General features: G+C 58.1%; 30 protein-coding genes and 1 pseudogene. 24 read left to right on the top strand and 7 right to left on the bottom strand.

Translation table 11 applies throughout. The annotated features are described in order from the left end of the window. Positions 1 to 266: 266 nt before the first annotated feature. On the top strand, positions 267 to 1,454 hold the full coding sequence (locus tag LUU92_RS08370; RefSeq protein WP_071489035.1) for an MFS transporter: 1,188 nt from the start codon (positions 267 to 269) through the stop codon (positions 1,452 to 1,454). A 99-nt stretch (positions 1,455 to 1,553) separates the two neighbouring features. Here the strand turns inward: LUU92_RS08370 and LUU92_RS08365 are convergent, their stop codons facing one another. Then, complete coding sequence (locus LUU92_RS08365; RefSeq protein WP_257103436.1) at positions 1,554 to 1,775, bottom strand: hypothetical protein; 222 nt, start codon at positions 1,773 to 1,775, stop codon at positions 1,554 to 1,556. Between the two features lie 370 nt (positions 1,776 to 2,145). Here LUU92_RS08365 and LUU92_RS08360 point away from each other — a divergent pair, with 370 nt between their 5' ends. Continuing rightward, positions 2,146 to 2,388 (top strand): CopG family ribbon-helix-helix protein, encoded by a 243-nt coding sequence (locus LUU92_RS08360; RefSeq protein WP_071489033.1) that lies wholly within the window; start codon positions 2,146 to 2,148, stop codon positions 2,386 to 2,388. Then, positions 2,378 to 2,662 carry a type II toxin-antitoxin system RelE/ParE family toxin gene (locus LUU92_RS08355; protein WP_071489032.1) on the top strand — a complete coding sequence of 95 codons (285 nt, stop codon included), beginning with the start codon at positions 2,378 to 2,380 and terminating at the stop codon, positions 2,660 to 2,662. Before LUU92_RS08360 ends, LUU92_RS08355 begins: the two co-directional genes overlap by 11 nt. A gap of 313 nt (positions 2,663 to 2,975) precedes the next feature. Here LUU92_RS08355 and LUU92_RS08350 read toward each other — a convergent pair whose 3' ends face one another. Together LUU92_RS08350 and LUU92_RS08345 are read right to left on the bottom strand one after the other, a co-directional pair. Beyond that, the gene (locus LUU92_RS08350) at positions 2,976 to 3,449 is read right to left on the bottom strand and encodes a DMT family transporter (protein WP_257103435.1); all 474 of its coding nucleotides are present in this window, start codon (positions 3,447 to 3,449) and stop codon (positions 2,976 to 2,978) included. 11 nt (positions 3,450 to 3,460) lie between these two features. Next, entirely contained in the window at positions 3,461 to 4,861 is a 1,401-nt protein-coding gene (locus LUU92_RS08345) for an amidohydrolase family protein (RefSeq protein ID WP_257103434.1), read from the bottom strand. Between the two features lie 143 nt (positions 4,862 to 5,004). On the opposite strand from LUU92_RS08345, the gene LUU92_RS08340 reads away from it, so the two are divergent. Next, positions 5,005 to 5,898 (top strand): LysR family transcriptional regulator, encoded by an 894-nt coding sequence (locus LUU92_RS08340; RefSeq protein ID WP_257103433.1) that lies wholly within the window; start codon positions 5,005 to 5,007, stop codon positions 5,896 to 5,898. 234 nt (positions 5,899 to 6,132) lie between these two features. Here LUU92_RS08340 and LUU92_RS08335 read toward each other — a convergent pair whose 3' ends face one another. Continuing rightward, entirely contained in the window at positions 6,133 to 6,621 is a 489-nt protein-coding gene (locus LUU92_RS08335) for a GNAT family N-acetyltransferase (RefSeq protein ID WP_257103432.1), read from the bottom strand. Positions 6,622 to 7,979: 1,358 nt separating this feature from the next. Here LUU92_RS08335 and LUU92_RS08330 point away from each other — a divergent pair. Together LUU92_RS08330 and LUU92_RS08325 are read left to right on the top strand one after the other, a co-directional pair. Further along, on the top strand, positions 7,980 to 8,213 hold the full coding sequence (locus tag LUU92_RS08330; RefSeq protein ID WP_257103431.1) for a hypothetical protein: 234 nt from the start codon (positions 7,980 to 7,982) through the stop codon (positions 8,211 to 8,213). A 26-nt stretch (positions 8,214 to 8,239) separates the two neighbouring features. Then, on the top strand, positions 8,240 to 8,416 hold the full coding sequence (locus LUU92_RS08325) for a hypothetical protein (protein WP_257103430.1): 177 nt from the start codon (positions 8,240 to 8,242) through the stop codon (positions 8,414 to 8,416). Positions 8,417 to 8,777: 361 nt separating this feature from the next. Here LUU92_RS08325 and LUU92_RS08320 read toward each other — a convergent pair whose 3' ends face one another. The 3 genes from LUU92_RS08320 to LUU92_RS08310 form a co-directional block, all read right to left on the bottom strand. Continuing rightward, entirely contained in the window at positions 8,778 to 9,269 is a 492-nt protein-coding gene (locus LUU92_RS08320; RefSeq protein WP_257103429.1) for a hypothetical protein, read from the bottom strand. Between the two features lie 67 nt (positions 9,270 to 9,336). Further along, positions 9,337 to 10,386 carry a phage portal protein gene (locus LUU92_RS08315; protein WP_257103428.1) on the bottom strand — a complete coding sequence of 350 codons (1,050 nt, stop codon included), beginning with the start codon at positions 10,384 to 10,386 and terminating at the stop codon, positions 9,337 to 9,339. After that, positions 10,386 to 12,143, bottom strand: coding sequence for a terminase ATPase subunit family protein (locus tag LUU92_RS08310; RefSeq protein ID WP_257103427.1), 1,758 nt, complete (start codon positions 12,141 to 12,143; stop codon positions 10,386 to 10,388). The genes LUU92_RS08315 and LUU92_RS08310 overlap by 1 nt, the downstream gene beginning before the upstream one ends. A gap of 151 nt (positions 12,144 to 12,294) precedes the next feature. Between LUU92_RS08310 and LUU92_RS08305 the strand changes: the two genes are divergently transcribed. From LUU92_RS08305 to LUU92_RS08220, 18 genes and pseudogenes are all read left to right on the top strand, one after another. Further along, the gene (locus tag LUU92_RS08305; protein WP_257103426.1) at positions 12,295 to 13,173 is read left to right on the top strand and encodes a GPO family capsid scaffolding protein; all 879 of its coding nucleotides are present in this window, start codon (positions 12,295 to 12,297) and stop codon (positions 13,171 to 13,173) included. Positions 13,174 to 13,218: 45 nt separating this feature from the next. Beyond that, entirely contained in the window at positions 13,219 to 14,226 is a 1,008-nt protein-coding gene (locus LUU92_RS08300; protein ID WP_257103425.1) for a phage major capsid protein, P2 family, read from the top strand. Between the two features lie 11 nt (positions 14,227 to 14,237). Continuing rightward, the gene (locus LUU92_RS08295; RefSeq protein ID WP_257103424.1) at positions 14,238 to 14,945 is read left to right on the top strand and encodes a phage terminase small subunit; all 708 of its coding nucleotides are present in this window, start codon (positions 14,238 to 14,240) and stop codon (positions 14,943 to 14,945) included. Between the two features lie 104 nt (positions 14,946 to 15,049). After that, the gene (locus LUU92_RS08290) at positions 15,050 to 15,511 is read left to right on the top strand and encodes a head completion/stabilization protein (RefSeq protein WP_257103423.1); all 462 of its coding nucleotides are present in this window, start codon (positions 15,050 to 15,052) and stop codon (positions 15,509 to 15,511) included. Next, complete coding sequence (locus LUU92_RS08285; protein ID WP_257103422.1) at positions 15,511 to 15,723, top strand: tail protein X; 213 nt, start codon at positions 15,511 to 15,513, stop codon at positions 15,721 to 15,723. The genes LUU92_RS08290 and LUU92_RS08285 overlap by 1 nt, the downstream gene beginning before the upstream one ends. 27 nt (positions 15,724 to 15,750) lie before the next feature. Continuing rightward, entirely contained in the window at positions 15,751 to 16,104 is a 354-nt protein-coding gene (locus LUU92_RS08280) for a putative holin (protein ID WP_257103421.1), read from the top strand. A gap of 1 nt (position 16,105) precedes the next feature. Further along, positions 16,106 to 16,384 carry a phage holin family protein gene (locus LUU92_RS08275; protein WP_257103420.1) on the top strand — a complete coding sequence of 93 codons (279 nt, stop codon included), beginning with the start codon at positions 16,106 to 16,108 and terminating at the stop codon, positions 16,382 to 16,384. Continuing rightward, positions 16,381 to 17,226 carry an N-acetylmuramidase domain-containing protein gene (locus LUU92_RS08270; protein WP_257103419.1) on the top strand — a complete coding sequence of 282 codons (846 nt, stop codon included), beginning with the start codon at positions 16,381 to 16,383 and terminating at the stop codon, positions 17,224 to 17,226. The genes LUU92_RS08275 and LUU92_RS08270 overlap by 4 nt, the downstream gene beginning before the upstream one ends. After that, entirely contained in the window at positions 17,223 to 17,426 is a 204-nt protein-coding gene (locus LUU92_RS08265) for a hypothetical protein (protein WP_154845348.1), read from the top strand. Before LUU92_RS08270 ends, LUU92_RS08265 begins: the two co-directional genes overlap by 4 nt. Then, the gene (lysB, locus tag LUU92_RS08260; protein WP_257103418.1) at positions 17,423 to 17,866 is read left to right on the top strand and encodes an Rz-like lysis system protein LysB; all 444 of its coding nucleotides are present in this window, start codon (positions 17,423 to 17,425) and stop codon (positions 17,864 to 17,866) included. The genes LUU92_RS08265 and lysB overlap by 4 nt, the downstream gene beginning before the upstream one ends. Next, a pseudogene (gene lysC, locus LUU92_RS08255) lies at positions 17,781 to 17,966 on the top strand (Rz1-like lysis system protein LysC); the annotation flags it as partial. The gene lysB and the pseudogene lysC, both read left to right, overlap by 86 nt. Beyond that, a complete protein-coding gene (locus tag LUU92_RS08250; protein WP_257103417.1) occupies positions 17,963 to 18,445 on the top strand; it encodes a phage tail protein in 483 nt (160 codons plus the stop codon). The pseudogene lysC and the gene LUU92_RS08250, both read left to right, overlap by 4 nt. Next, the gene (locus LUU92_RS08245) at positions 18,435 to 18,893 is read left to right on the top strand and encodes a phage virion morphogenesis protein (RefSeq protein ID WP_257103416.1); all 459 of its coding nucleotides are present in this window, start codon (positions 18,435 to 18,437) and stop codon (positions 18,891 to 18,893) included. The genes LUU92_RS08250 and LUU92_RS08245 overlap by 11 nt, the downstream gene beginning before the upstream one ends. An 85-nt stretch (positions 18,894 to 18,978) precedes the next feature. Next, positions 18,979 to 19,698, top strand: a complete 720-nt coding sequence (locus tag LUU92_RS08240; protein WP_257103415.1) for a DUF4145 domain-containing protein — start codon at positions 18,979 to 18,981, stop codon at positions 19,696 to 19,698. Between the two features lie 68 nt (positions 19,699 to 19,766). Further along, positions 19,767 to 20,339 carry a phage baseplate assembly protein V gene (locus LUU92_RS08235; RefSeq protein WP_257103414.1) on the top strand — a complete coding sequence of 191 codons (573 nt, stop codon included), beginning with the start codon at positions 19,767 to 19,769 and terminating at the stop codon, positions 20,337 to 20,339. After that, positions 20,336 to 20,680, top strand: a complete 345-nt coding sequence (locus LUU92_RS08230) for a GPW/gp25 family protein (RefSeq protein WP_257103413.1) — start codon at positions 20,336 to 20,338, stop codon at positions 20,678 to 20,680. Before LUU92_RS08235 ends, LUU92_RS08230 begins: the two co-directional genes overlap by 4 nt. Next, the gene (locus LUU92_RS08225) at positions 20,677 to 21,588 is read left to right on the top strand and encodes a baseplate assembly protein (protein WP_257103412.1); all 912 of its coding nucleotides are present in this window, start codon (positions 20,677 to 20,679) and stop codon (positions 21,586 to 21,588) included. Before LUU92_RS08230 ends, LUU92_RS08225 begins: the two co-directional genes overlap by 4 nt. Then, on the top strand, positions 21,581 to 22,246 hold the full coding sequence (locus LUU92_RS08220; RefSeq protein ID WP_257103411.1) for a phage tail protein I: 666 nt from the start codon (positions 21,581 to 21,583) through the stop codon (positions 22,244 to 22,246). Before LUU92_RS08225 ends, LUU92_RS08220 begins: the two co-directional genes overlap by 8 nt. The last annotated feature ends 1 nt before the right edge of the window (position 22,247 follow it).

Raw genomic sequence — 22,247 nt, 5'->3', positions numbered from 1 at the left:
GCCGGGACGTATACGGATGTACGTACCCAGGAGAGACTAGACCAGGACGGCGCGCAGAATATCACGGCAAACGGCGTTTATGCGCCGTTTGGCCAATTGACAGCTCTAAATCGCGGCTTTTAACCCGTCGATGTCAAGCGTGGCAGGCGCGACCAGGGGTCACAGGCCTGGAACTCTGACGCAAACGGCTGTTCTAGACACCTTTGCCGCCGCTTGCGTAGCATCAGCGGCTCTCCTTCGTGCGCTACATCCAACCAGAGTTACCCATGACTATCCAGCAAACACCCGGGCATGTGCTGCCCGCGCGCAGCGCCGCCAAAATGGAAGCGGCCATGGCCGTGGGCGCCTTCGCGATCGGCACCGGCGAATTCGCCATCATGGGCTTGATGCCCGACATCGCCCACAATCTGAATTTGAGTGAACCGCAAGTCGGCCACGCCATCAGCGCCTACGCCCTGGGCGTAATGGTCGGCGCCCCACTGCTGGCCATCCTCGGCGCCAAGTTGCTGCGCAAACATATGCTGCTGTTACTGATGGGCCTGTATGCGCTGGGCAACCTGGCCACCGCCTTCACCCCGACCTTCGGCTCGCTGGTGGCCTTCCGCTTTATCAGCGGCCTGCCCCACGGCGCCTACTTCGGCATCGCCGCCGTGGTCGCCTCGAGCATGGTGCCCAACGACAAACGCGCCGGCGCCGTGGCCCGCGTGATGATGGGCCTGACCCTGGCCATGCTGCTCGGCAACCCCATCGCCACCTTCCTCGGCCAACACCTGGGCTGGCGCTCGGCGTTTGCACTGGTCAGCGTGATTGCCCTGTGCACCCTCTTACTGGTCTGGCAATTCGTGCCCCATCGTCACGACGAACAACGCAGCGACCCGCGCAAGGAACTGCGCGCCTTCACCAAACCGCAGGTGTGGATGGCGTTGTCGATTGGCGCGATCGGGTTTGCAGGGATGTTCTGCGTGTTCAGCTACCTGGCGCCGACCATGCTGGAAGTGACCAAAGTCTCGCCGCAGTGGATTCCCTTCGGCCTCGCCGCGTTTGGCGTCGGCGGCATCATCGGCAACATCGCCGGCGGCAAGCTGTTCGACCGCCTGCAATTTCGCGCCGTGGGTTGGATCATGGTGTGGTCGATGGCCGTGCTGATCTTCTTCACCTTCGCCGCCAGTTCGCTATGGAGCGTGCTGCTGGGCATTGGCCTGGTCGGCACCATGATCGCCATGGCCGCTCCCCTGCAAATCCGCTTGATGGACATCGCCCACGAAGCCCCGAGCCTGGCGGCGGCGTCGAACCACGCGGCGTTCAACCTGGCGAATGCGCTGGGACCGTGGTTGGGCGGGATGGCGATTACAGCCGGGTATGGCTGGACCAGCACCGGCTACATCGGCGCCGCTACAGCGTTGATCGGCCTGGGCATCTACCTCATCGCCCGCCGCATGAAGGGCGGCCACTGACGCCACACTTCCCGATCCAATGAAGATCCAACTGTGGGAGGGGGCTTGCCCCCGATGGCAGTGGGTCAGTCAACACACTCACGACTGCCCACCACCCCATCAATCATCATGCAACAACCCCGCCCCATACTCCCCATAACTACTCCCCAACCCACTGCCGCCGAAATTCATCTTGGCGGCTTTGCTGGGGCTATGGTCCCCAAACGCCTGGCATCCGCCTGAAAAACACGGGTCACTGCTCACGCCGGCCGACCCTGTCGAACACGCGCCCAACAGCAACGTACCCGCAACCATAACGACTTTAACGAGGTTCGAAATCATGGTTTCAGTTCCCTGTGGAATGGAGGCGCGGAGGTCCTCTCTTGAAGAGGATCGTAGCGCTCAAAAGCGCCGGGAATGATGAAACTTTGCTGGGTGACAGGAGGGGTTCAGGTTGCCGGTTGGGTGTTCGGAGGGAGCGCTGATTTGATCGATATAAGGATTGCGTGATTTGTTAGGCAATGTGTGGTCTGAGGGGCAAGCCGAAAGAAGAGTAGGAAGGTTTCCGCGAACGCCCTTAGACCAAATCGATAAAACCATGATGCTCTGAATTAAGGTTAGTAGCTTCTGGATACACCTCGCGACGACCTGCTGATTCAAGCCAACGATCCACAGTGTAAGATGCCCACAACCATCAACCTTCGAGGTCGCCATGACTGGAATCTCCCTAACCCTGCCGGAAGACCTGTCCAACTCTCTTGCCGACTTGGCCAAAAGCAACGGCCAGACTGCGACCTACCTGGCGATGGACGTTCTTCGCGACTACATCGAGCATGAAAAAACGCTGACCGCTCAGATCGAGTTGGCCGTGAAAGAAGCTGACCAAGGCAAATTCGCCACCGACGATCAAGTGGCGGCCATGCGCGCTAGGCGCTGGAGTCGGAATGCGGGTTGAGTGGCTTGAAAAAGCGCTCAAAAATCTAGAAGACGAAGCGAACTATATCGCTCTCGAAAATCCAACGGCTGCTGACGACTTCTCCGATGCCATTTTCGCCAGCGTCGACAAACTGGCTCAATTTCCCTCCATGGGTCGTGAAGGCCGGGTCAAAAACACCCGTGAATGGGCAGTCCCCAATTGGTCATATCTGATTCCGTATCGGATACGCAGTGATCGCCTGCAAATCCTCGGTGTATTCCATACACGGCAGCGTCCACGTTCGAAATGGTAGTGGACGCAAATCTCGGCTCCCCGACACCCAACATACATCCCTGATAAACTGCGCGCCATTCACCCCGCTGACTCAGACGCCCCAATGCCCCTACAAATCGCCCCACTCTCCCGCCGCTTCTCCGTCGCCCCGATGATGGATTGGAATTACTAATCCTGTAGGCCACGTATTCCTTGCTCTACAGAGCTGGCCTGAAAGCTGCGTACCACTTTCGTACCAACACTACTTCCAAGCACTGACGCCATGCTCCTCACGACAGGCGGCAATCGGCCAAAAGCGGACCTTCGGGATTGCAATTTTCATCCGCACCTCACTAGGCGGAGAAAAGCGCTGACCACCTGTCACCGAGCAAAGCGAGAGCCAGGCCTGCGAGCATCACCATCGCCCCTGCCAACTTGATGGGAGACACCGGTCTTTCCAATGCCCCCATCAATCCGAAGTGATCGATAACCAGTGACGAAATGATCTGCCCAGCGATAGCGAGGCCAAGCAGTGCTGACAAACCGATTTTGGGCGCAAGCACCACATAACTGAGCAACGCACCGGCACCCAGCAGACCGCCTAGCAGGCTCCACAAGGGCTGGGCAGGGATAGCCGCCAGTGAGGCCACTATTCCACCACGCATCAATGAAAAGATGCCCAGGCATACCGCACCGGCAGTGAAAGAGAACAGTGCCGCCGCTACGGGATCTCCACCCACACCTTTAGCGAGTCGACCATTCAGCGTGGTCTGCAGGGTGATGCCAAGCCCTGCGGCAGTGGCCAGCAGGTAGTAGACTGCGTTCATCTCGCGCCTCCTTACTTGGCTGACTCAAGCGGCAGGAATGTCTCGGCAAAGATGTCCGGCTGGTAGCCTGCAGCAGCAAACAGATGCTCACGGGACTCGTCGATTGCCGCACGCAGCCTTTCGCCGTCCACGCCCAGCACCTTGCCGCCGTGCTTGACGATGCGTCCGCCAATCATGACCGTGTCGACGTTGCTGCGTTCGGCCGCGTGTACCACTGTGCCGAAGGCGTTACCTGACGGGTAAAGGTTAATGTCCTGCACGTTGATAAGAATCAGATCCGCCTGCTTACCGGGGGCCAGGCTGCCGACTTTGTCCTGCAAGCCGGCACAGGCGGCGCCGTCGACCGTGGCGGCTTTGAGCAGGTCATGAGCGGGCAGGGTCAATACCGGATGATGTTCTGCGCCGCAGCAGCGCTGCTGGTGCATGCCCATAACGCGCTGCAGATAGAACGCCACCCGCATCTCCATGAACATGTCGCCACTGTAGGAGGTTTCGTTATCGACACTCAGTCCCGGGCTGATGCCGTGACGCTGGGCCGACTGCATGGCAAACATTCCATCTTCAATGCCGTAGTGGGCATCTGAACGGGGGCATACGTTAACCCGCACGCCAGCCTCGCGAAGGATTTTCCAGCCGGCGTCCGGCAGCGCGGTGCAGTGGTTAAAGATGTTGTCGGAGCGCAGCAGCCCCTCGCGATGCAATCCTTCCAACTCAGCCGCCATGTCCCCGCCAAAAAACTCGGTGATGATAGGCAGCCCTAGGCGCCGGGCCTCAGCCCACAGCTCAGGCTCCAGCTGCGCCATCACCGCCAGTGAGAGCAGCGGGTTGTCGCCGTTCTTGATGTATTTTTCCTGCAGGCGCTCCAGATTGCCCGGCCAGTGGGCTTTGTCCCACTCACCAGCAACCGGCGCCCCCGAGGCGTGTACGGCGCGTATGCCTGCATCGAGCAGGGCTTCGACAGCGGCATCGGAGTGCTCACCGGTGCGGCTGTTATGCGAGTTGTCTACCAGGGTCGTTATACCGGCATCGATGCAGCCCAATGCACTCAGGAGGTTGCCGATATACATGTCCGCCGGGCGATAGTATTTGGCGAACGAGAAGTGGGTTGCGTTGCAGTAGTCCTCCAGGGTTGCGGCGTTCGGATTGATTCGCCGTAGTTGCCCTTCCCAAGAGTGGCGGTGCGTGTCGACCATGCCGGGCATGGCAATCATGCCGGGCGCCTCGATCACAACGGCATCGCAGGCCTCGAGGTTTTCACCAATGGCCGTGATGGTACTGCCCTCGATAAGGATATCGCCGCGCGCCAGATTGCCGATATCGCCATCCATGCTCAGCACGGTTGCGCCGCGAATAAGTGTACGGGGGGCCGGAGCGGCCGGGGCCTGCATGATGCTGCGGTTGTATTCAGTCATTGCGCTACACCTCTTCAAATTTCGTTGGAAGAAATGTACGCAAGGCGATACTGCGGGAAAAAGATGGTTAAACTGTTTTTATTATTCAAGAATGACGAATAATAATGCTTTCCCCGATCACCGCTTTGAGGCTGCTAACAGTCATGGATCGTATTCAAACGATGCAGGTATTCGTCCGTGTGGCTGAGGCAGGAAGCTTTATCCAGGCGGCGCAGACGCTCTCTTTGCCGGCCTCGACGGTTACCAGCAGCGTCAAGAATCTTGAAAAGTACCTGCAGGTGCGCTTGTTGAACAGAACAACACGTCGGGTCAGCCTAACGCCTGAGGGCGCGCAGTACCTGGGGCAGTGCCGAGAAATACTTGAGCTGATTGAACACACCGAAACCAGCCTGACGGACTCCGTAAAACGGCCGCAGGGGCGTTTGCGGGTCGATATGCCAGGCGGCATTGCACACTTCATCGTCATGCCAAACCTGCACGACTTTTACAGGCGCTACCCGGATATCTACCTGATGATCGGCGTCAACGATCGGCAGGTTGATCTGATTCAGGAGGGCGTCGATTGCGTTATCCGCACAGGTGAGCTCGATGACTCAACGCTTGTTGCGCGCCCACTCGGCCGGTTTCGTTGGGTGACCTGTGCGTCTGTTGCCTATCTCGAAGAAAACGGTACTCCGCAAACACCACTGGATTTGTCACACCACCGGGCCATCCATTACTTTTCGGGCCGCGCAAGGCACGCGGGCGAAATGCGCTTCGCACGCGGTACTGAAAAGATCTCAGTCCCGGTAAACGGTACAGCCGCCGTCAACGAGACTGGGCTCTACATCAAAATGTGCCTTGATGGTTTCGGGTTGATTCAGCTTGCTGAGAACGTCGTCAGCGAACACCTGCAAGAGGGTCGGTTGGTCGAAGTGCTTGCTGACTGGCAGCCTGCCTCGGTTCCTGTGCACCTGCTATATCCGCATCAGCGCTTTCTGTCGCCGGCTGTGAGCGCATTCGCTGATTGGATAGCGGGGCTTATCCGAGACGAGTAATCGAGAAACCGCGAGTCCCCCGATCTTCTTCGCAGCTCATTACCGAAGGCTTGCTAAGCGTCCGCTTTTGGCCGACTGCTGCCGGTCACGAGCGAAAAACATCGTAAGCGTCCGCTAATCCCCCCCTAGATCCCTAGGCTGCACAGCGCTGCCCATTCAGCACTGACGCACCTGAACCTAAGCAACCAACTGAATACCTGAAAGCAGCTGCATTAAGCGGGCTTTCAATGTGAGTTATGGTCGGGCCGCTCTGCTGCGGGCCATATGGATGAGTGCTGATCTACGACTATCTTGGGAAATTCGCTCTTCGACGGCAAATGGTAAGAAGCCCAGTTTTGGATAAAGCAGCAAGCCTGCTGTATTTTCGTTGAAGCACGAGATCTGCACCTCTGTGGCGTCATAGCGGTCGAACGCCAGAGCTGTCATCGTCTCCACGATGAAGGTCGCCACCCCCTTTCCTCGTGCCTCTTGGGCAACGATGACATTGCCGATACAGCACACCCCACCCGTTTCAGCCCGATAAAAGTTAGCAAAGCCGACGACGCTGTTCTCGGTCTCGACAACCGTCGAGTCGAATCGTTGAGCAATAGCGTTAGACAGCTGAGCTTCAGTCAGAGGGTATTGAGCTTTCGGGAACATATAAAACAGTTCCCGAGCGTTCAGGGGAAAGCTACAGATAGTTTTGATGTCATCAGCCTTCACTGGCCTGTGTTGCAATATCATCGCGCGTCCTTAAGGTCTATTCATCCGGAATTCTAGCTCGCCTGGATTTACTCAAACACTTTGCCTGGTTACCTGGGCACCCATTGGTGGGGTAGTAGGTTTGCAATATCCCACGCCCGCTGTGTCGGCACCATCGCCCTAAGCGATGGCGTCAGGAAGGCGTGTTAGCCGGACGCTTACTTCTGTACCACCTGCCTCCCCAAATAGCTCCCACCTGGCACCAAACCCATGCGCCCTGTCGCGCTGCAATGCCGTTCGATAGTGCCTGTCGCTCCAATCCCAGCAACCTCGACAACTGACTGCATCTAACGCTTTGCGGGAGAGAGGGAGCGCGCGCGAATTTGAGACGGATGAAGATTGCGCAATCATGCATGCGGCGTCAGTAGATCTCCCGGCCTAGGTGCATTTAGGATTTTCATGTTGACCCACGGGAAACAGGTTAGGAGGGTTAGTTTTTTGCTGAATGCTATGAAAGCCGCGTCTGGTGTGGCTTTGCGGAGGATTGGAAAAGTTAGCTTTTGGTTAGCGATGGTAATTACCTAACCTTTATTGATGTTAAATATTCATTATATTTATTCCTTTAAAAACAGATAGTTACATACTCCTAACTTTTAACCTAACCCAACCTAACCCATCAAAGTTAGGTCTCAAGCCCAGCAAATTCGGGGCCTCCAGCCGAGCACACCCCACTCAAAAAAAAACTAACCCTTTTCCCGAGGCACCAACTGGATTCGGCTGCCCATGCGCATTTGTGGGCTTTGCGAAAACTACCCACCTTCGCAGGGTTTCGCAGGTTTTTAACCTCTCCACAACGCCGCGCAGAGCCCCAGCCTGAGCCGCCGGGAGTGGTCCGCAGGGACGCAGAAAAAACGACCCATTTAGCCCGCAGGCGAGGTGGGGGGACGACGGCGCGCGCCGGGTGGTGAAGCACGTCACTGCCCCTTTTGTGGCACGTCTGAACCCCGAAATGTGGCACGCCAACTCCCCGATTTGTTGGCAGCTCCCTGAGTGGCAACAGAGCAGCCCCGGAGCCCCGTGTTTATTGAGCCGCGCGGCCGCGCGGACTTGCCGTGACACCATGCTAGTGTTATGTTGAAATGGGATTTTTGATGCTGCTGAAGGGCAAACTTTCATCTATCCCAGCTGATTTTTTCTGACCCAAAGCCCCCCTCCGCCCTACAGTTCGTCGCCTCAAATCGCGTCCTGGGCAAACCTCTATTACTGTATGCGCATACAGTATTGGATTCGCCCCCATGAATAACGATGAAGACACCCTCGGCTGGCTTGGCCTCCCAACTGCATCGCAAATGTACCGGCAGCACTGCCGCCTCCTGGAGAACGAGATCTAGGAGTTGAACGTGCAACTGCGCAAAGCGCGGGAGGATGTTTTCGGAATCAGCCAGATGCTGCTGGCTACCCAGGCGAAGAACGCCGAGTTCGCTGGATACCTCCGTCAGAGAGGTGGTGAAGCGGCTGAGATGCGGAAGCAAATCGACACCCTGACGACGTCACTGCGCGTAAGCCAGCGTGAAGCCGAAGGCCTGAAGCGAATCGTCAACGAGATGAGACCTCGACCGACTACGATTGTCTGAGATCAAACGTGGAGGGAGGTTTAGCTATGAACGGACGACTGTCTCAGTACCGGGTCATGCAAGGTTTTGTGGCGATGCTAATGTATGTCCAGCGCCCGGAAAAAAATCGCTTAGTGATCAGCCAATTAGCGATACAATTTCACCCAACGGCCCGCGTCGCCTTACTGCGCGTGCAAGGCGAGCTGCCGGCGAAGATACTCTAGAAAGCGTTGGACAAAAGACCGTGCTACCCAGATCAGTGCACGCGTGTAGAGAAGGTCGCCCAGGGGGGGTTCTTCGCGCAGCTTTCGGGGCTCCCCCCGGTCAACCAAGTCAACTAACGGTTTACAAGGTTGACACCAGCGTCAACTTGATCAAAAATGATCAACGAGGACTGCAAACGCGCATTTCTGGGCTTGGCTTTCCAGTATTGGCCCCCCAGACTTTCGGCAGCAGTGAAACTGGTACTCACTGACGTAGGGACAACCGAGCTATTCGGTTGGATTCTGAACCAAGAGATAAGGAAACGAATCTCGAAGCTAAAGAATCGCTGCGACTACCCTCAAGTTTTACACAAAGGCGACCTTAGGGTCGCCTTTTTTGTTGCGCCCAATCTACATCAATTTGCCCTACCTGGATTCCCTTGGGGTGTGGACGAGGAGTCCAAGTGATTACTTGGTAGTGAAAGCCAAGGTTGCGATCCCCACTCCGAGGTTCGAGCAGCAGAGTCCCATCAGTCGTACGAAGCAGCGTGATTCTCTTCATATCTGCCCTAGGATGAGCTGGATCGTGATAAATCTCGGTCCCGATGACGATCAACTGACTCACAAACACGGGAACATCGTCAGCAGATGAGCATCCCCTTTTTTTCAGTTCCTGCTGCTTCCCTTCCCAAATGTGCCTAACACCGAAGCCACTAGGGGGTTGCCCTACAGCCATGCGGTGAACGCCCGCACGTAAGTAAATATTCGCTTGGCCCAATCCCAACCGTTGAATCTCCGGAATGATGCCGAAAATATTGCCACCGGTAGGATGGTCAATCAGCCGATTCGGCTTAAACGTAAAGATGACTGACACACTCGCTCCTTTCTTATGGAGGAGATATTAACTTGCGGTACTGGTGAAACTAAACATTGCCTGAAATTTATTGTTTCGCCCCCAATTCAAACTCCTTGAAACTGACAACATCCTCCCCCAGCCACTCATTAACTTGGGCCAGCCGCGCCTGCAACGGCTCCAGTTCGTTGACCGCCCAAACCTCAGCAGCCTCCCGTAACGACCCAAAACCACCAGCGTTCTGCGGCACGATGCCCATCAACTGCGGTGGAATGCGCAAAGCCGCGAGCAAGTCGTCACGGCTGATGTTCTTGATCGAGCTGAATTCGTCCTTGGCCGCAACCTCGCTCACCGGAATGAGCTGAATGCCATCCTTCTTCCCGGCCGGCGCGTACACGAACAGGTTGCGAAAGTTGCCAGGCCCTTTGGAGTTCTTCAGCGCGGTCCGCAGTGAGTCGATGTCCTCTTCCTTCTGCGCCGCGTCCGTCATGTAAAGGATGAAACCGGCATGGCTGCCGTTGTTGTAGTACTTGCGACGAAACAGCGTGGCGCTCTCGTTGAGCAGCGCACTTTGCAGCGCTGCAAGCCATTCCGGCAAGCCGTAGATCTCTTGATTGATATCGGCCTCGCGCAGGTGGCAGATCGATCCAGGGGCGAATTCGTGCTCATCCTTCCAGCCGCGCACCTGGTAATAGGTCTCCATATCCACGCCACGGCGCATGTACTTCGCCAGCGGCGGCAGCAGGCCCATGGTGTTACGGAGCATGTTGTTGCGCTTTTCGAGGTAGCAGTTGCCGCACCAGAGCCAGTCCAGGGCGAACTGCTCAAAAGCCTGTCGGCTCAACAGCCGGTGAGGAACAAATGTGCGCGCCAGCATGTTGCGCTTGAAGTTCAGCCCTGACTGAAGGTACACGCTGGCCCGCGTCGTCTTCGCCAGGCCATCCATTGACATAGGCGTTTCGAACCAACGCCCGTTGGCCCAGCACTCCAGGTAGTCGAGGATCTCCCGGCTGTCCAGAACGGGTGCAGGATCTCCAAAGGTGAACGCCTCAACCGGACCGGAATCAGGCGGCAACACCTCCCCCTCAATAGTCGGCTGAGCGGTGGCCAGTTGAGTGCCGCGCTTACGTCTGCTCATCAGTAGGACTCCATAAATCCGGTATTCGCCGTGGTCTGCCCTTCAAGGGGTTCGTTGTGCAGCGCGTGGAATAGCGCCCACGCCAAGTCGGCATGGCCCGTCTCGTCTGTGCGACCGGCCGTGTAAGTGAACATGCGCCCGGAGGCGGTGATTGTTTTGCGGATAGCCATCAATGACTGCGCCATATCCGTCCAGCCTGCATCGAACTCCAGACGGCCGTTTTTGATGACGTCATAAGCCTTCAGCACCAGGCGGGTTTTGACTTCGGGCGAGTAACTGAAGGTGGTCATGTTCGGGAAGAACTGCTTCACCAACTGCGCCACGCCGGAGCCCATGCCGGTGATATCGATCCCGATGTATGTCACCCAGTAGCGTCTGGTGACCTGGCGAATCGCTTCGGCCTGGGCCGCAAAGTCCATGCCCCGAAACTGGTGTTTTTCCAGCACCCTGAACTTGCCGCCAGGCACCATGGGCGGGCCGATCACTACCAAGCCAGCACTGTCACCATTCTCTGCTGGGTCGTAGCCAACCCAGACCTGGCGATCCCCGAACGGCCGCGTGGCAAACGGTTTGTAGTCCTCGGCCCACAGATCCCAGCTATCCACCATGCACGGCTGCAACATTGCGAGCGGAAAGATGCTCGCCCCGTCGTCGATGAACTGGCACATCAGCAGGTTCTGGAAGGCCTCCGCATCGTATTCCTGGCGCAGTTCGTCCAGGTCAAACAAGTCGCAGCCACGGTCTTCCGCGTCCAGAATGGTGACGATCTGCCGCCATACCCGGTCCTCACACAGCCGCCCCTGTTGCAGTGCGTTGTGAGAGACGTCGATTTTGACCCGCTGCGCCGCCGGTTTGCCCTTGTTGAAGCGCTCCCCCGTCCAGAACGTATAGGCTTCGTGCGCCATGCTGGACGGCGTCGAAAAGTAGGTCCGACGGTACTGTTTCTGCATCGCCATGCCACTGGCGACCTTGTTCAGTTCCTTGAACTTGAACGTCCAGAAGAATTCGTCGAAGTAGAAATTGCCGTGGTAGCCCTGAGCCGTGCGGGCGTTGGTGCCCAGGAAGTGCAGCTCGGCGCCATTGCCCAGAATGATCGGGTCACCCGTCAGCTCGACACCCACTACCTCGCGGGCAAAGGCCTGGATGTAGGCTTTGAAGATATGCGCCTGGTTTTTCGAGGCCGACAGGAAGATCTGATTGCGACCAGTCGTCAGCGCATCGATCAGTGCTTCACGGGCGAAATAGTATGTCGCGCCAATCTGCCGTGACTTGAGGATCGCCCTGGTCCGCTGATTCCCCGCCTTGTACCAATCCAGCTGATAGCCAAAGCAGCCGTCAATGAATGCCTCAGTCAGCTTTTCGATGTGTTCTTCGTCGAACTCGTTGCGCTTAGGCGCCTTCTTCGGCCCCTCGTTGCGCTTGGCCAGGTTCGGGTTCAGCTCGGTTTCGGTACCGCCATCGTTGAAGCGCTGAATACGGGCCTGGCGCTCCAGCTGGCGGTGCAGCAGGTCAATTTCCTTGTAGTCCGATCCTGACTTCGGGTCCTTGAGGATCAGTTGCACCAGGCGAGCTTCGGTCGCTGCCTGGATACGTTCCAGCGGCGTCGCCCGGTCCCATTCGTCACGGGCCTTCCAGCTGTGCAGGGTCTTTTCCTTCTCCCCGATCAGCTCGGCGATCTCGCATACGCGATAGCCCTGCCAGTACAGGTGCTTGGCGTGGCGGCGGTGATCAGTGGGCAATTCGACGATGGTATTCATGGCGCAGATGCTGCCGCCCGCGCGCGTACAGTTCCCGCGCCGGCCCTTGTAGTGCGCCGATCTACAACAGCGCCTCGTTGCCCGTCGCGCTCGCGCTCAACAACATGCGCTCATCGCCAAGGCACACAGCCACCGCACTGAGGATTCACGCATGGCCGGCAAAACCGACACCCCAGCCAAGAAACACCGCTCCAAGTTCTTCCGCGTCGCCGTTGAAGGCGCCACCACCGATGGCCGCCAAATCGAACGCCAATGGCTGGTCGATGCCGCCGAGACCTACAGCCAAAACACCTACGGCGCACGGGTCTGGATCGAGCATATGCGCAGCCTGCTGCCAGACAGCCCGTTCCGTGCTTACGGTGATGTGGTTGCGCTGAAAACTGAGGAAGTCGATATCGCCGGGGCTAAAAAGCTCGCCCTGTTCGCCCAGATCGAACCTACTGCCGACCTGATCACCATGAACAAGGCGCGGCAGAAGATGTTCACCAGCATCGAGATCCGTCCGAAGTTCGCCGACACCGGGCGGGCCTATCTGGACGGCATCGCGGTCACCGACACACCGGCAAGCCTGGGCACTGAAATGCTGACCTTCAGCGCTCAGAATCCGACCCTGAACCCGCTGGCAACCCGTAAACGCGATCCTGGCAACCTGTTTTCCGAGGCGGTCGAGATCGAACTTGAATTCGAAGAAGTTGAGGACGAAAGCGGCAAGGTCGCAGGCCTGTTCAGCCGCGTTCTCGAACTGCTCGGCAAGAGCAAGGACAAGGAAGGCAAGGACGCCGCTCTTTTCACCGAACTCGGCGAGGCCGTCGAAGCCATGGCCGAGCACGTCGCCCACCAGGGCGAAGCGTTCACGGCGGAAAAGGCTGCCCGTGAAAAGCTCCAGACCGCCCACGACAAGCTGTCCACCGACTTCACGGCGCTGGTCGCCAAACTCGAAAAAACCCCGGACACCACCGGACAAAAACCGCAGTACTCCGTTCGCCCGCCGGCTACGGGCGGTGACGGCGCTCTCGTCACCGACTGCTGATCCACACCACGGACAACACCCAGCCAAGGAACATCGGAGAACACCATGCGTAACGATACCCGCGTCCTGTACAACGCCTACCTGCAACAACTCGCGCAATTGCACGGCGTGAGCGACGTCACCACCAAGTTCACCGCCGCGCCGAGCGTTGCCCAAACGCTGGAAACCCGCATTCAGGAATCCAGCGCGTTCCTCAGCTCCATCAACGTGTACGGCGTCGGTGAGCAGTCCGGCGAAAAAATCGGCATCGGTATCGACGGCACCATTGCCAGCACCACCGACACCACCGTCAAGGACCGTGAACCTCGCGATCCAAGCGGCTTGGATAACCGTGGGTATACCTGCACCCAGACCAACTTCGACACAGGCATCCGCTACCAGAAGCTGGACCAGTGGGCCAAGTTCAAGGACTTCCAGGCGCGTATTCGCGACGCAATCATCAAAGCCCAGGCGCTTAACCGCATCATGATCGGTTGGAACGGCACCAGTCGCGCCGCGACCTCCAATCCAACCAACAACCCACTGTTGCAGGACGTGAACGTGGGCTGGTTGCAGAAAATGCGCCTGGAAAACGCGGCTCGCGTACTGCATGAAGTGGTCGGCGGTAGCGGCAAAATCCAGATCGGTGCGGGCAAGGACTTCGAAAACATCGACGCCCTGGTCGTGAGCATGGTCAACGAGTTCATTGAGCCCTGGTACCAGGAAGACACCGACCTGGTGGTGATCTGTGGCCGGCAACTGCTGGCCGACAAGTACTTCCCGATCATCAACAAGACCCACGCACCAACCGAAATGCTCGCGGCTGACATCGTCACCAGCCAAAAGCGAATCGGCAACTTGCCAGCGGTACGCGTGCCGCACTTCCCGGCAAACGGTCTGTTGGTGACCCGCCTCGACAACCTGTCGCTGTACTGGCAGGAAGGTACCCGCCGTCGCACCGTCGTCGACAACGCCAAACGCGACCGCATCGAAAACTTCGAATCGGTCAATGAAAGCTACGTGATTGAAGACCTTGGCTGCGCTGCCATGGCCGAAAACATCACACTGAGCTGAGGCAGGCAATCATGACCAACCCTTGTCGCCGCCACTTCCAGCGTGTCACAGCAGCCGTTGCAGCGGCTGCTGTGGAAGGCCCTGCCATGACCATGGAAGGCGCGTCTATTTACGAGCTGCACCTCGCGAAGCTCCAGCAGGACTATCTACGCCTGAAACAGGTGCAGTCGACCGAAGGAAAAGCCGAGCTGAAACGGCAATTGCTGCCCGAGTACGTCCCCTATGTGGAAGGCGTCCTCGCCGAGGGTAAAGGTGCACAAGACCAGGTACTCACCACGCTGATGGTCTGGCGGATGGATGCCACTGACTTTGCTGGTGCTCTGGACATCGCCGACTACGTGATCACCCATTCGCTGCTGATGCCGGATCGCTTTGAGCGCACTACCGGCACCATCGTGGCAGAAGAAATCGCCGAAGCAGCATTGAAGGCCCAGAAAGCCGGTGGTGCCTTCGACCTGGGTTTGCTGCTGCGTACCGCGAAGATTACCGCCAAGGAAGATATGCCCGATCAAGCCCGGGCCAAGCTGCACCTGGCGATCGGCAAGGCACTGTCGTCTGAGGTCGCCGACGATGCCCCGGCAAGTAGCGCGCTGGAGCCGCTGGAGTTGGCCAAGACACACCTGGCGCGTGCCATTGAGCTGCACACCAGCTGCGGCGGAAAAAAGGATCTGGAGCGCGTTGAACGCCTCCTCAAAAAACACGCTGCTCACAACAGCTAACCGAGCGTCCCCACGCACCCCGCCGGCTCGGGGCGGATCGGCCAGGCCGCTCCTCCTGAACGTGAAGCCCCGACCACCGGCGATCTATTTTTGAGAGCCGTTTCATGAGCGCATTTGTAGCCAGCGGCCCAGTCACCGGCGGCCATATCAACACCGACCCGTTCTGGCCCTCAATCGATCTTGAGCAGCTGCGCGGCACTCTGCGCATCGACAACAGCGTCACACCAGCTCGCCTGGAAACTGCCGTAATCGCCGCAGCCATCAACCTCAATCGCGAGCTGAGGTTGTGGAAAGCCAAACAACAGGCTGCCGGCTACACCACGCTGGCCGACGTACCCGACGACAAAATCAACGATGTGTCGGTCCAGGCTCACCTTTACCGCCGTGCGATCGAAGCCGGTACCGGCGCCGAAGTCTGTGAGCGGTACCGCGACTACAGCGCGACAAACACCGGCAGCGACAAAGCCGAAGAAACCACACCGACCATCGACGACTACCGCCGCGATCTGCGCTGGGCCATCCGTGACTTCCTCGGGATCAGCCGTACCACGGTGGAGCTGATCTGATGCCCACGCCCGTGCGCACCATCCAAAACGACACCCTCGACGCCCTCTGCTGGCGGTTCTACGGCCGCACTGCTGGCGTCACCGAAGCCGTGCTTGAAGCCAACCCCGGCCTGGCCGACCACGGCCCGATCCTGCCGCAAGGCCTTGTCGTCAACATGCCCGAAGCCCAAACCACCGCGCCCCAGCGGCAGATGGTGCAGCTATGGAACTGACCCCCTGCATCCAAGGAACCCACCACCATGGCTGATCCGACTTCCAGCGTTGTGACTGGTCTGCTCATTGGTTTGGGCCTGTCCACCGTAACGCCCGTTATCGACGACGGGGCGCTATTCGGGGCGATCCTCGGCGCGTGGCTGGTGACCAGTCTTAAGCGTGACCTGAAGGTCTGGCAGCGCTTGGGCTCCCTGTTTCTGTCGGCCGGGGTGGGCTATCTGTTCGCGCCTATGGCTTTACAGGCAATTCCGTTTATCACCAGCGGCGGCAGTGCATTTGTCTGTGCCCTGGTGGTCATCCCGATCAGCATCAAGCTCATGGTGTGGGTGGAAAAAGCGGACATCTGGGACATCTGGCGTCGCATCAGAGGGGGCACCTGATATGCCAAACATCGAATTGGCCGTGCAGTTGGTCGCAGCGATCGCTTACCTGCTGAGTGCCTTACGCCTGGCCTGCTACACCCGAGGCGATGCGCGGTACCGGCGCAGCATCTCGCTGTTGGCAAGCCTGTTTGGCGCCACGTTGTGCATCTGCGGTCTGGAGATCCTGCTGGAACGCCAGCCCACCAGCCTCGGACAGACCGCTGCCATCGTGTTGCTCTGCATCCTGATTTTCCGTTCACGCGGCAACGTCGCCGCCCTGTTGAGGCCCAGCGCATGACCAACACCCTTCGCCACGGCGACCGCTCGCAAGCAGTGCTGATGCTGCAAAAGAACCTCAACAAGCACGGTGCCAACCTCTACCCTGATGGTGTGTTCGGCGACGACACTGAATCGGCTGTTCGCGCTTACCAGCTGAAAGTCGGCCTGGTCGTCGATGGCGCCGCCGGCGAAAAAACCCAAACCAGCCTGGCAGGTGGCGACTGCGCTCAGTTGCTGCGCAACAATGACCTAGTGGCCGCGGCCGAACGCCTCGACGTTCCGTTGGCGAGCATCTACGCGGTCAATGAGGTGGAATCCAAGGGCAGAGGTTTCCTGGACAACGGTAAGCCGGTGATCCTATTCGAACGGCACATCATGTACCGCCAGCTCGCCACGGCACGACATGCCGGCGATGACGCGGCCGAACTCAAGCGTCATGCGGACCAGCTCGCCACAGCCAACCCTGCCCTGGTCAACCCGAAGCCCGGCGGATACGTCGGCGGTACCTCCGAACACCAGCGCCTGGCCATGGCCCGTCTAATCGACGACACAGCCGCACTGGAGTCGGCTTCCTGGGGAGCGTTCCAGATTATGGGCTTTCATTGGAAGCGCCTCGGCTACGCCAGCGTGCAGGCCTTCGTCGCGGCGATGGCTGCCGGCGAATCGCAGCAGCTCGACGCCTTCACCCGGTTCATCGAAACCGACCCGGTGCTGCACAAGGCGCTGAAGGGCCGCAAATGGGCCGAGTTCGCCAGGCTCTACAACGGGCCGGATTATCTGCGGAACCTTTACGACACCAAGCTCCAGCGCGCCTACGAGCGGCACGCGGCCTGCGAGTGTGGCAAAGGAGTGGCGGCATGATCGACTTCAAAGCGCTGCAAAAGCTGCGGGTAAGTGACGGTGACCTGCTGGTGGTACCGGAGTCGACCGAACAAAGCGATATGGAGTTGTTGGCCGAAGCCATCCAGATCATGAACGGCGCACGGGCCGTAATCGTGCGCGGCCCGATCAAACAGCTCGATACCGCCGACATGAACAAGCTCGGCTGGTACCGCGCGTGAGCATGCTGCGCCAGGCCCTATATGGCCTCGCCCTGCTCGGAGCTCTGGTGCTGCTGATCTGGGTCCAAGAAACACGCATCGACGTCGCTGAAGGCAAAACCGAACGGGCACAAGATGCGGCTAAGTCCGCCCGCGACGACGCCGACCGCAACCTGAAAACCGCCAATGCCCTCGCCGATACCCTGAAACAGGAACGCGACGCACAGAGCACCCTGCGCGGCCAGCAGGATCAGCTGCGCCAGAGCCTGGCCAAACGCGAGCGAACAATAGAGGAGCTGAAACGTGAAAACGACGAACTACGCGACTGGGCTACTCAGCTTTTGCCTGATGCTGCTCGCCGGCTGCGCGAGCGCCCCGCCCTCACCGGCGCCGCCGCTTATCGTGACTGGCTGTCCGGCCGTGGTACCGTGCCACCTGCCAGCGACAAGTCCGCTCAATAACGGTGACCTCCTGACCGACGACGACCGTGCCGAAGCCGCCTGGGCTGACTGCGCGGCGCAGGTAGACATGGTCTACAAACACCAGCAGGCCAACCCATGAATAAGCCGGAAAGCCTGCGCGCCCACCTCCTGGCCACCGTCGCCGAGTTCAAGCACAACCCCGACCGTCTGCTGATATTCATCGACAACGGCAAAGTCCGCTGCACTGCAGCCCACACCCTTTCGTTTGAATACAGCTTCGACCTGCAGATCATCCTCACCGAGTTCTCCGGCCACCCCGACAGCGTGATCTTGCCGATCCTGGGTTGGCTGAGCGTCAACCAGTCAGAGCTGCTGGAAAACTTCGACAAGGTCAAAGACGGCATACAGTTCGAAGCCGACATCCTGGACAAGAACAAGGTGGACCTCAGCATTACCCTGCCGCTGACAGAACGGGTTGTGGTCGGAGAAGATGACCAGGGCAACACCACCGTGAAGCATCCGAACGAACCGCAGTACGTCGCGGGCTACCTCGATCCGAACTGGAAGCCTGGGGCCCAGGGCAATACCAGTGAGTGGAGAGTGCCTAGTGGCGAATAACCTGGAAGCCTTGGAGACCTGGGCGGCGGTGCTGCTGGATCGGCTGCAACCGGCGGAGCGCAGCAAACTGGCTCGGAGCATTGGCCAGGAGCTGCGCCGCAGTCAGCAGAAGCGCGTGATGGCACAGGAAAACCCTGATGGGACCAAGTTTGCGCCACGCAAACAACGAAACCTTCGTGGGAAGCATGGTCGCGTTCGGCGGAAGCTGGCGATGTTCAAAAAGCTGCGGACTGCGTCATACCTGAAGGTTCGTGGTGACAGTAACGCCATTACCGTTGGTTTCACCGGGCGCATAGCCCGGATTGCTAGGGTTCACCAATACGGCCTAAAAGATCGTGCAGAGCGGGGCGCGCCCGATGTGCGGTACGAACAACGTCAGGTGCTTGGCCTTACAGATGCAGATCTTGATTTGATCCGTGATAGTTTGCTCACTCATTTAACCGTATAGACTCCAATACTTGGGCGGTGTACAAATTGTCGAATGTTCAGCTCGTGGCAGATTGAAATTAACCGAACATAATGGAGTTGTTCGCATGACAGAAGCGTTCCGGGCACACTGCCCTAGATGTGATGGAGAAAGAAAATGCCTTATTCATGGTGAGTTCGATCAGCCATGGTGTGAAGATCACGGACGAAACCAGATGCAGGGCCAGATGGACCACAAGTTGGTTCAGTGCGCAGGTTGCGAGACAGTATTTTACTATCGAAGTAGTTGGGACGATCAGGACTGGGATGGCGATTACCACCCTGTCACTGGTGAAAGCATTATCACCTACCCTAGAACAATTGTGACTTACCCAGTCCCAGAGAAAAAAGGCCACAAGCCCGACTGGGTATGGGATATTGGGCAAAAAGACCCGCAACTTTTCAAAATTCTGTATGAGGTTTATCAAGCCTACGAGGCGGAGTCTTTCATACTTGCGGCAGTTGGCTTAAGGACTGCTTTCGACCTAACAACCACATACTTAAAAATAGACCCAGGTCACACACTCGAACAAAAAGTTAAAGAGTTGCGAGAGAACGGCGTAATCGGCGAGACAGAAGCTATGACCCTCCAAACCGTTACTGAAGCAGGAAATGCTGCTGCCCACCGTGGATGGTCGCCTGATCGAGAGACTTTTCAAATACTGCTCACGACTCTGGAGCAGTTTGTGCATCGAGTGGTTGTAAGTGGCAAAGCGGCCCTAAGTTTGAACGCGAATATTCCTGCCCGCCAACCCAAACCAAAAAAGCAGCCCAAACCTAACAGCTAATTTGTAGCCCCCGTTGTTACAAGCTGTTTGAGCTGCACTCCCACGCGCGTGGCGCCACCATCGGCGCCATGAACGACTTCGCCGCCCTCTCCCGCATGCTCGAAAACCTCATCCGCTTCGGCGTCATCGCCGCCGTGCAGATGGAGCCCCCGCGCGTGCAGGTAAAAACCGGTTCACTGACCACCGCCTGGCTACCATGGCTCGCCCTGCGCGCTGGCTCTGACCGCGAGTGGGACCCGCCCACCGTCGACGAACAGGTCATCCTATTCAGCCCATCCGGCCAACTCGCCAACGGGATCGTTGTCACCGGCCTGTTCAGCGACCACATCCCCGCCAACGGCGACCGCCCCGGCCTACACCGTCGTACCTACGCCGACGGCGCGGTGATCGAGTACGACAGCGTCCAGCATCACCTGAACGCCACACTGCCCGATAGCGGGACCACAAGCCTGGTCAGCAAAGGCGGGATCAACATCATCGGTCCGATCAATCACCAGGGCGATTACAACCAAACTGGCAACCAAAACGTGGTTGGTCTGGTGACCGTCTCCGAAGATGTGGTCGCTGCCAACATCAGTTTGGTCAACCACCTGACCACTGGCGTCAAGCAGGGCGACGATCAATCAGGTAAGCCAACATGAATAGAGAAACCGGAGCCAGCATCGGCACGCTTGGCCATATCTCCCAATCCATGACCGACATCCTGACTACGCGTATCGGTGCCAGATTGACGCGCCGCGAGTACGGCAGCCTGCTGCCCGAGCTTGTGGATCACCCCTTCAACGATGCCACGCGTTTGCGCGTGTGTGCGGGCTCTGTCATGGCATTGATGCGCTGGGAGCCGCGTATCAGCCTCAGCCGCGTGCAGTTCTTGGGTGCAAGCTTACAGGGACAGTCAGTGCTGGATATTGAGGGGACCGTGATCGATAGCAATGAGGCGTTCAGCCTGAGTATTCCACTGCAGCTGGGGTCGAGCTCATGACTGAAATTGATCTGTCGCAGTTGCCCTCTCCCAAAGTGGTCGAGCTGCTCGACTTCGAAGTCATTCTTACCGCCCGTAAGGAAGCATTCCTCAGTCTTTACCCGGAAGAACAACAAGCCGAAATGACCAATCGTTTAGCGCTGGAGTCCGAGCCGCTCACCAAACTGCTGCAGGAGAGCGCTTATCGAGAGTTGCTGCTGCGTCAGCGAATTAACGACGCAGCTCGCGCAGTGATGCTTGCTCACGCTCAAGAGGCTGACCTCGACCAAATTGGCGCCAACTACAACGTCTATCGGCTCACGCTCGATGTTGGAGATTTAACCGCGAGCCCTCCCCGAGCTCCGGTTTACGAAAGTGACAATGATTTCCGTCGACGTATTCAATTGTCCCCGGAGGGATACACCACCGCCGGTAGCGAACAAAGCTACGTGTTCCATGGGCTTTCTGCCGATGCAGATGTCGCAGATATAAGCGCCGTTAGCCCTGTACCAGGTGCAGTAACGGTGTATGTGCTCTCACGTAGCGGAAATGGCGCGGCCTCGGACAGACTACTCGCGGCGGTTACTGCCAAACTGAACCAAGAAGATATACGGCCTATGACCGACAAGGTCACAGTGCAATCTGCGAGCATCGTCAACTACAGCATCAAAGCGGAGCTGGTCATCTTGCCGGGACCTGATTCAGAGGTCGTTCGCGCAGCTGCAATGACTGCAGCATTGGCCTACGCAAAGGCACAACATGCCATGCGGCGTGATATCAGTTTGTCGGGGGTCTACGCCGCGCTGCATCAGCCAGGCGTACAACGCGTGGAACTCTTGATGCCTTTGACCAATCTGGTCATCGGTAATGGTGAAGCCAGCTACTGCACAGAAATTACGCTGACCGTTGCAGGACAAACTGATGTCTAGCCTCCTGCCAATTAACAGCACCCAACTTGAGCGAGCCGTAGTATTCGCAGGGGCCCGCGTCAGCGATTTGTCTGTGATCACTCGCGAAATTTGGAATGCGGAAAGCTGCCCATCTGATCTACTGCCATGGCTCGCATGGGCATGGTCGGTCGATGCCTGGCAGAACGATTGGTCCGAACGTCAGAAGCGCGACACCATCAAGCAGGCGATAGCGGTGCAGCGTGTTAAAGGCACCATTGGCGCGGTACGCCAGGCACTGGCGGCTCTCGGCGTCCCTGCTCGTGTGCAGGAATGGTTTAACCAAAGCCCCGCAGGTGCCCCTTATACCTTCCGCTTGCTACTTGAGATCGACCAACAGCCGCTGACCCAAAGTGGTGTTTCCAAAATTCTCGAAGTCGTCGAGATCACCAAAAACCTGCGCTCTCATCTAGAGACGGTTCTGCAGTCCGTCACTAGCCGCACGACAATCAACACCGCCGTAGCAGCGAGCCTTGGGAATGAGCTGAGCATCACTTACGACGCGCCGCGTTACTCAAGTGGTAGCCCTGCCCTAGACCTGCTCACTGATGCTGCCGAGCACGGCATGACCTCCACCGTCGCAGCCATTAACAGCCTGAACACCCTTTTACATAGCCGACTGACCTCGTCTTACTGGTGAC

This window comes from Pseudomonas extremorientalis, from assembly GCF_024584605.1.
Lineage (GTDB): Bacteria > Pseudomonadota > Gammaproteobacteria > Pseudomonadales > Pseudomonadaceae > Aquipseudomonas > Aquipseudomonas extremorientalis.
Note: the sequence above shows the minus strand (reverse complement) of the source record. Positions and strands in the feature narration are given on the sequence as shown.

Coding starts and splice junctions, on each gene's coding strand:
- LUU92_RS08370 (WP_071489035.1), top strand. CDS start 267: ATGACTATCCAGCAAACACCCGGGCATGTGCTGCCCGCGCGCAGCGCC.
- LUU92_RS08365 (WP_257103436.1), bottom strand. CDS start 1,775: ATGATTTCGAACCTCGTTAAAGTCGTTATGGTTGCGGGTACGTTGCTG.
- LUU92_RS08360 (WP_071489033.1), top strand. CDS start 2,146: ATGACTGGAATCTCCCTAACCCTGCCGGAAGACCTGTCCAACTCTCTT.
- LUU92_RS08355 (WP_071489032.1), top strand. CDS start 2,378: ATGCGGGTTGAGTGGCTTGAAAAAGCGCTCAAAAATCTAGAAGACGAA.
- LUU92_RS08350 (WP_257103435.1), bottom strand. CDS start 3,449: ATGAACGCAGTCTACTACCTGCTGGCCACTGCCGCAGGGCTTGGCATC.
- LUU92_RS08345 (WP_257103434.1), bottom strand. CDS start 4,861: ATGACTGAATACAACCGCAGCATCATGCAGGCCCCGGCCGCTCCGGCC.
- LUU92_RS08340 (WP_257103433.1), top strand. CDS start 5,005: ATGGATCGTATTCAAACGATGCAGGTATTCGTCCGTGTGGCTGAGGCA.
- LUU92_RS08335 (WP_257103432.1), bottom strand. CDS start 6,621: ATGATATTGCAACACAGGCCAGTGAAGGCTGATGACATCAAAACTATC.
- LUU92_RS08325 (WP_257103430.1), top strand. CDS start 8,240: ATGAACGGACGACTGTCTCAGTACCGGGTCATGCAAGGTTTTGTGGCG.
- LUU92_RS08315 (WP_257103428.1), bottom strand. CDS start 10,386: ATGAGCAGACGTAAGCGCGGCACTCAACTGGCCACCGCTCAGCCGACT.
- LUU92_RS08310 (WP_257103427.1), bottom strand. CDS start 12,143: ATGAATACCATCGTCGAATTGCCCACTGATCACCGCCGCCACGCCAAG.
- LUU92_RS08305 (WP_257103426.1), top strand. CDS start 12,295: ATGGCCGGCAAAACCGACACCCCAGCCAAGAAACACCGCTCCAAGTTC.
- LUU92_RS08300 (WP_257103425.1), top strand. CDS start 13,219: ATGCGTAACGATACCCGCGTCCTGTACAACGCCTACCTGCAACAACTC.
- LUU92_RS08295 (WP_257103424.1), top strand. CDS start 14,238: ATGACCAACCCTTGTCGCCGCCACTTCCAGCGTGTCACAGCAGCCGTT.
- LUU92_RS08290 (WP_257103423.1), top strand. CDS start 15,050: ATGAGCGCATTTGTAGCCAGCGGCCCAGTCACCGGCGGCCATATCAAC.
- LUU92_RS08285 (WP_257103422.1), top strand. CDS start 15,511: ATGCCCACGCCCGTGCGCACCATCCAAAACGACACCCTCGACGCCCTC.
- LUU92_RS08280 (WP_257103421.1), top strand. CDS start 15,751: ATGGCTGATCCGACTTCCAGCGTTGTGACTGGTCTGCTCATTGGTTTG.
- LUU92_RS08275 (WP_257103420.1), top strand. CDS start 16,106: ATGCCAAACATCGAATTGGCCGTGCAGTTGGTCGCAGCGATCGCTTAC.
- LUU92_RS08270 (WP_257103419.1), top strand. CDS start 16,381: ATGACCAACACCCTTCGCCACGGCGACCGCTCGCAAGCAGTGCTGATG.
- LUU92_RS08265 (WP_154845348.1), top strand. CDS start 17,223: ATGATCGACTTCAAAGCGCTGCAAAAGCTGCGGGTAAGTGACGGTGAC.
- LUU92_RS08250 (WP_257103417.1), top strand. CDS start 17,963: ATGAATAAGCCGGAAAGCCTGCGCGCCCACCTCCTGGCCACCGTCGCC.
- LUU92_RS08240 (WP_257103415.1), top strand. CDS start 18,979: ATGACAGAAGCGTTCCGGGCACACTGCCCTAGATGTGATGGAGAAAGA.
- LUU92_RS08235 (WP_257103414.1), top strand. CDS start 19,767: ATGAACGACTTCGCCGCCCTCTCCCGCATGCTCGAAAACCTCATCCGC.
- LUU92_RS08230 (WP_257103413.1), top strand. CDS start 20,336: ATGAATAGAGAAACCGGAGCCAGCATCGGCACGCTTGGCCATATCTCC.
- LUU92_RS08225 (WP_257103412.1), top strand. CDS start 20,677: ATGACTGAAATTGATCTGTCGCAGTTGCCCTCTCCCAAAGTGGTCGAG.
- LUU92_RS08220 (WP_257103411.1), top strand. CDS start 21,581: ATGTCTAGCCTCCTGCCAATTAACAGCACCCAACTTGAGCGAGCCGTA.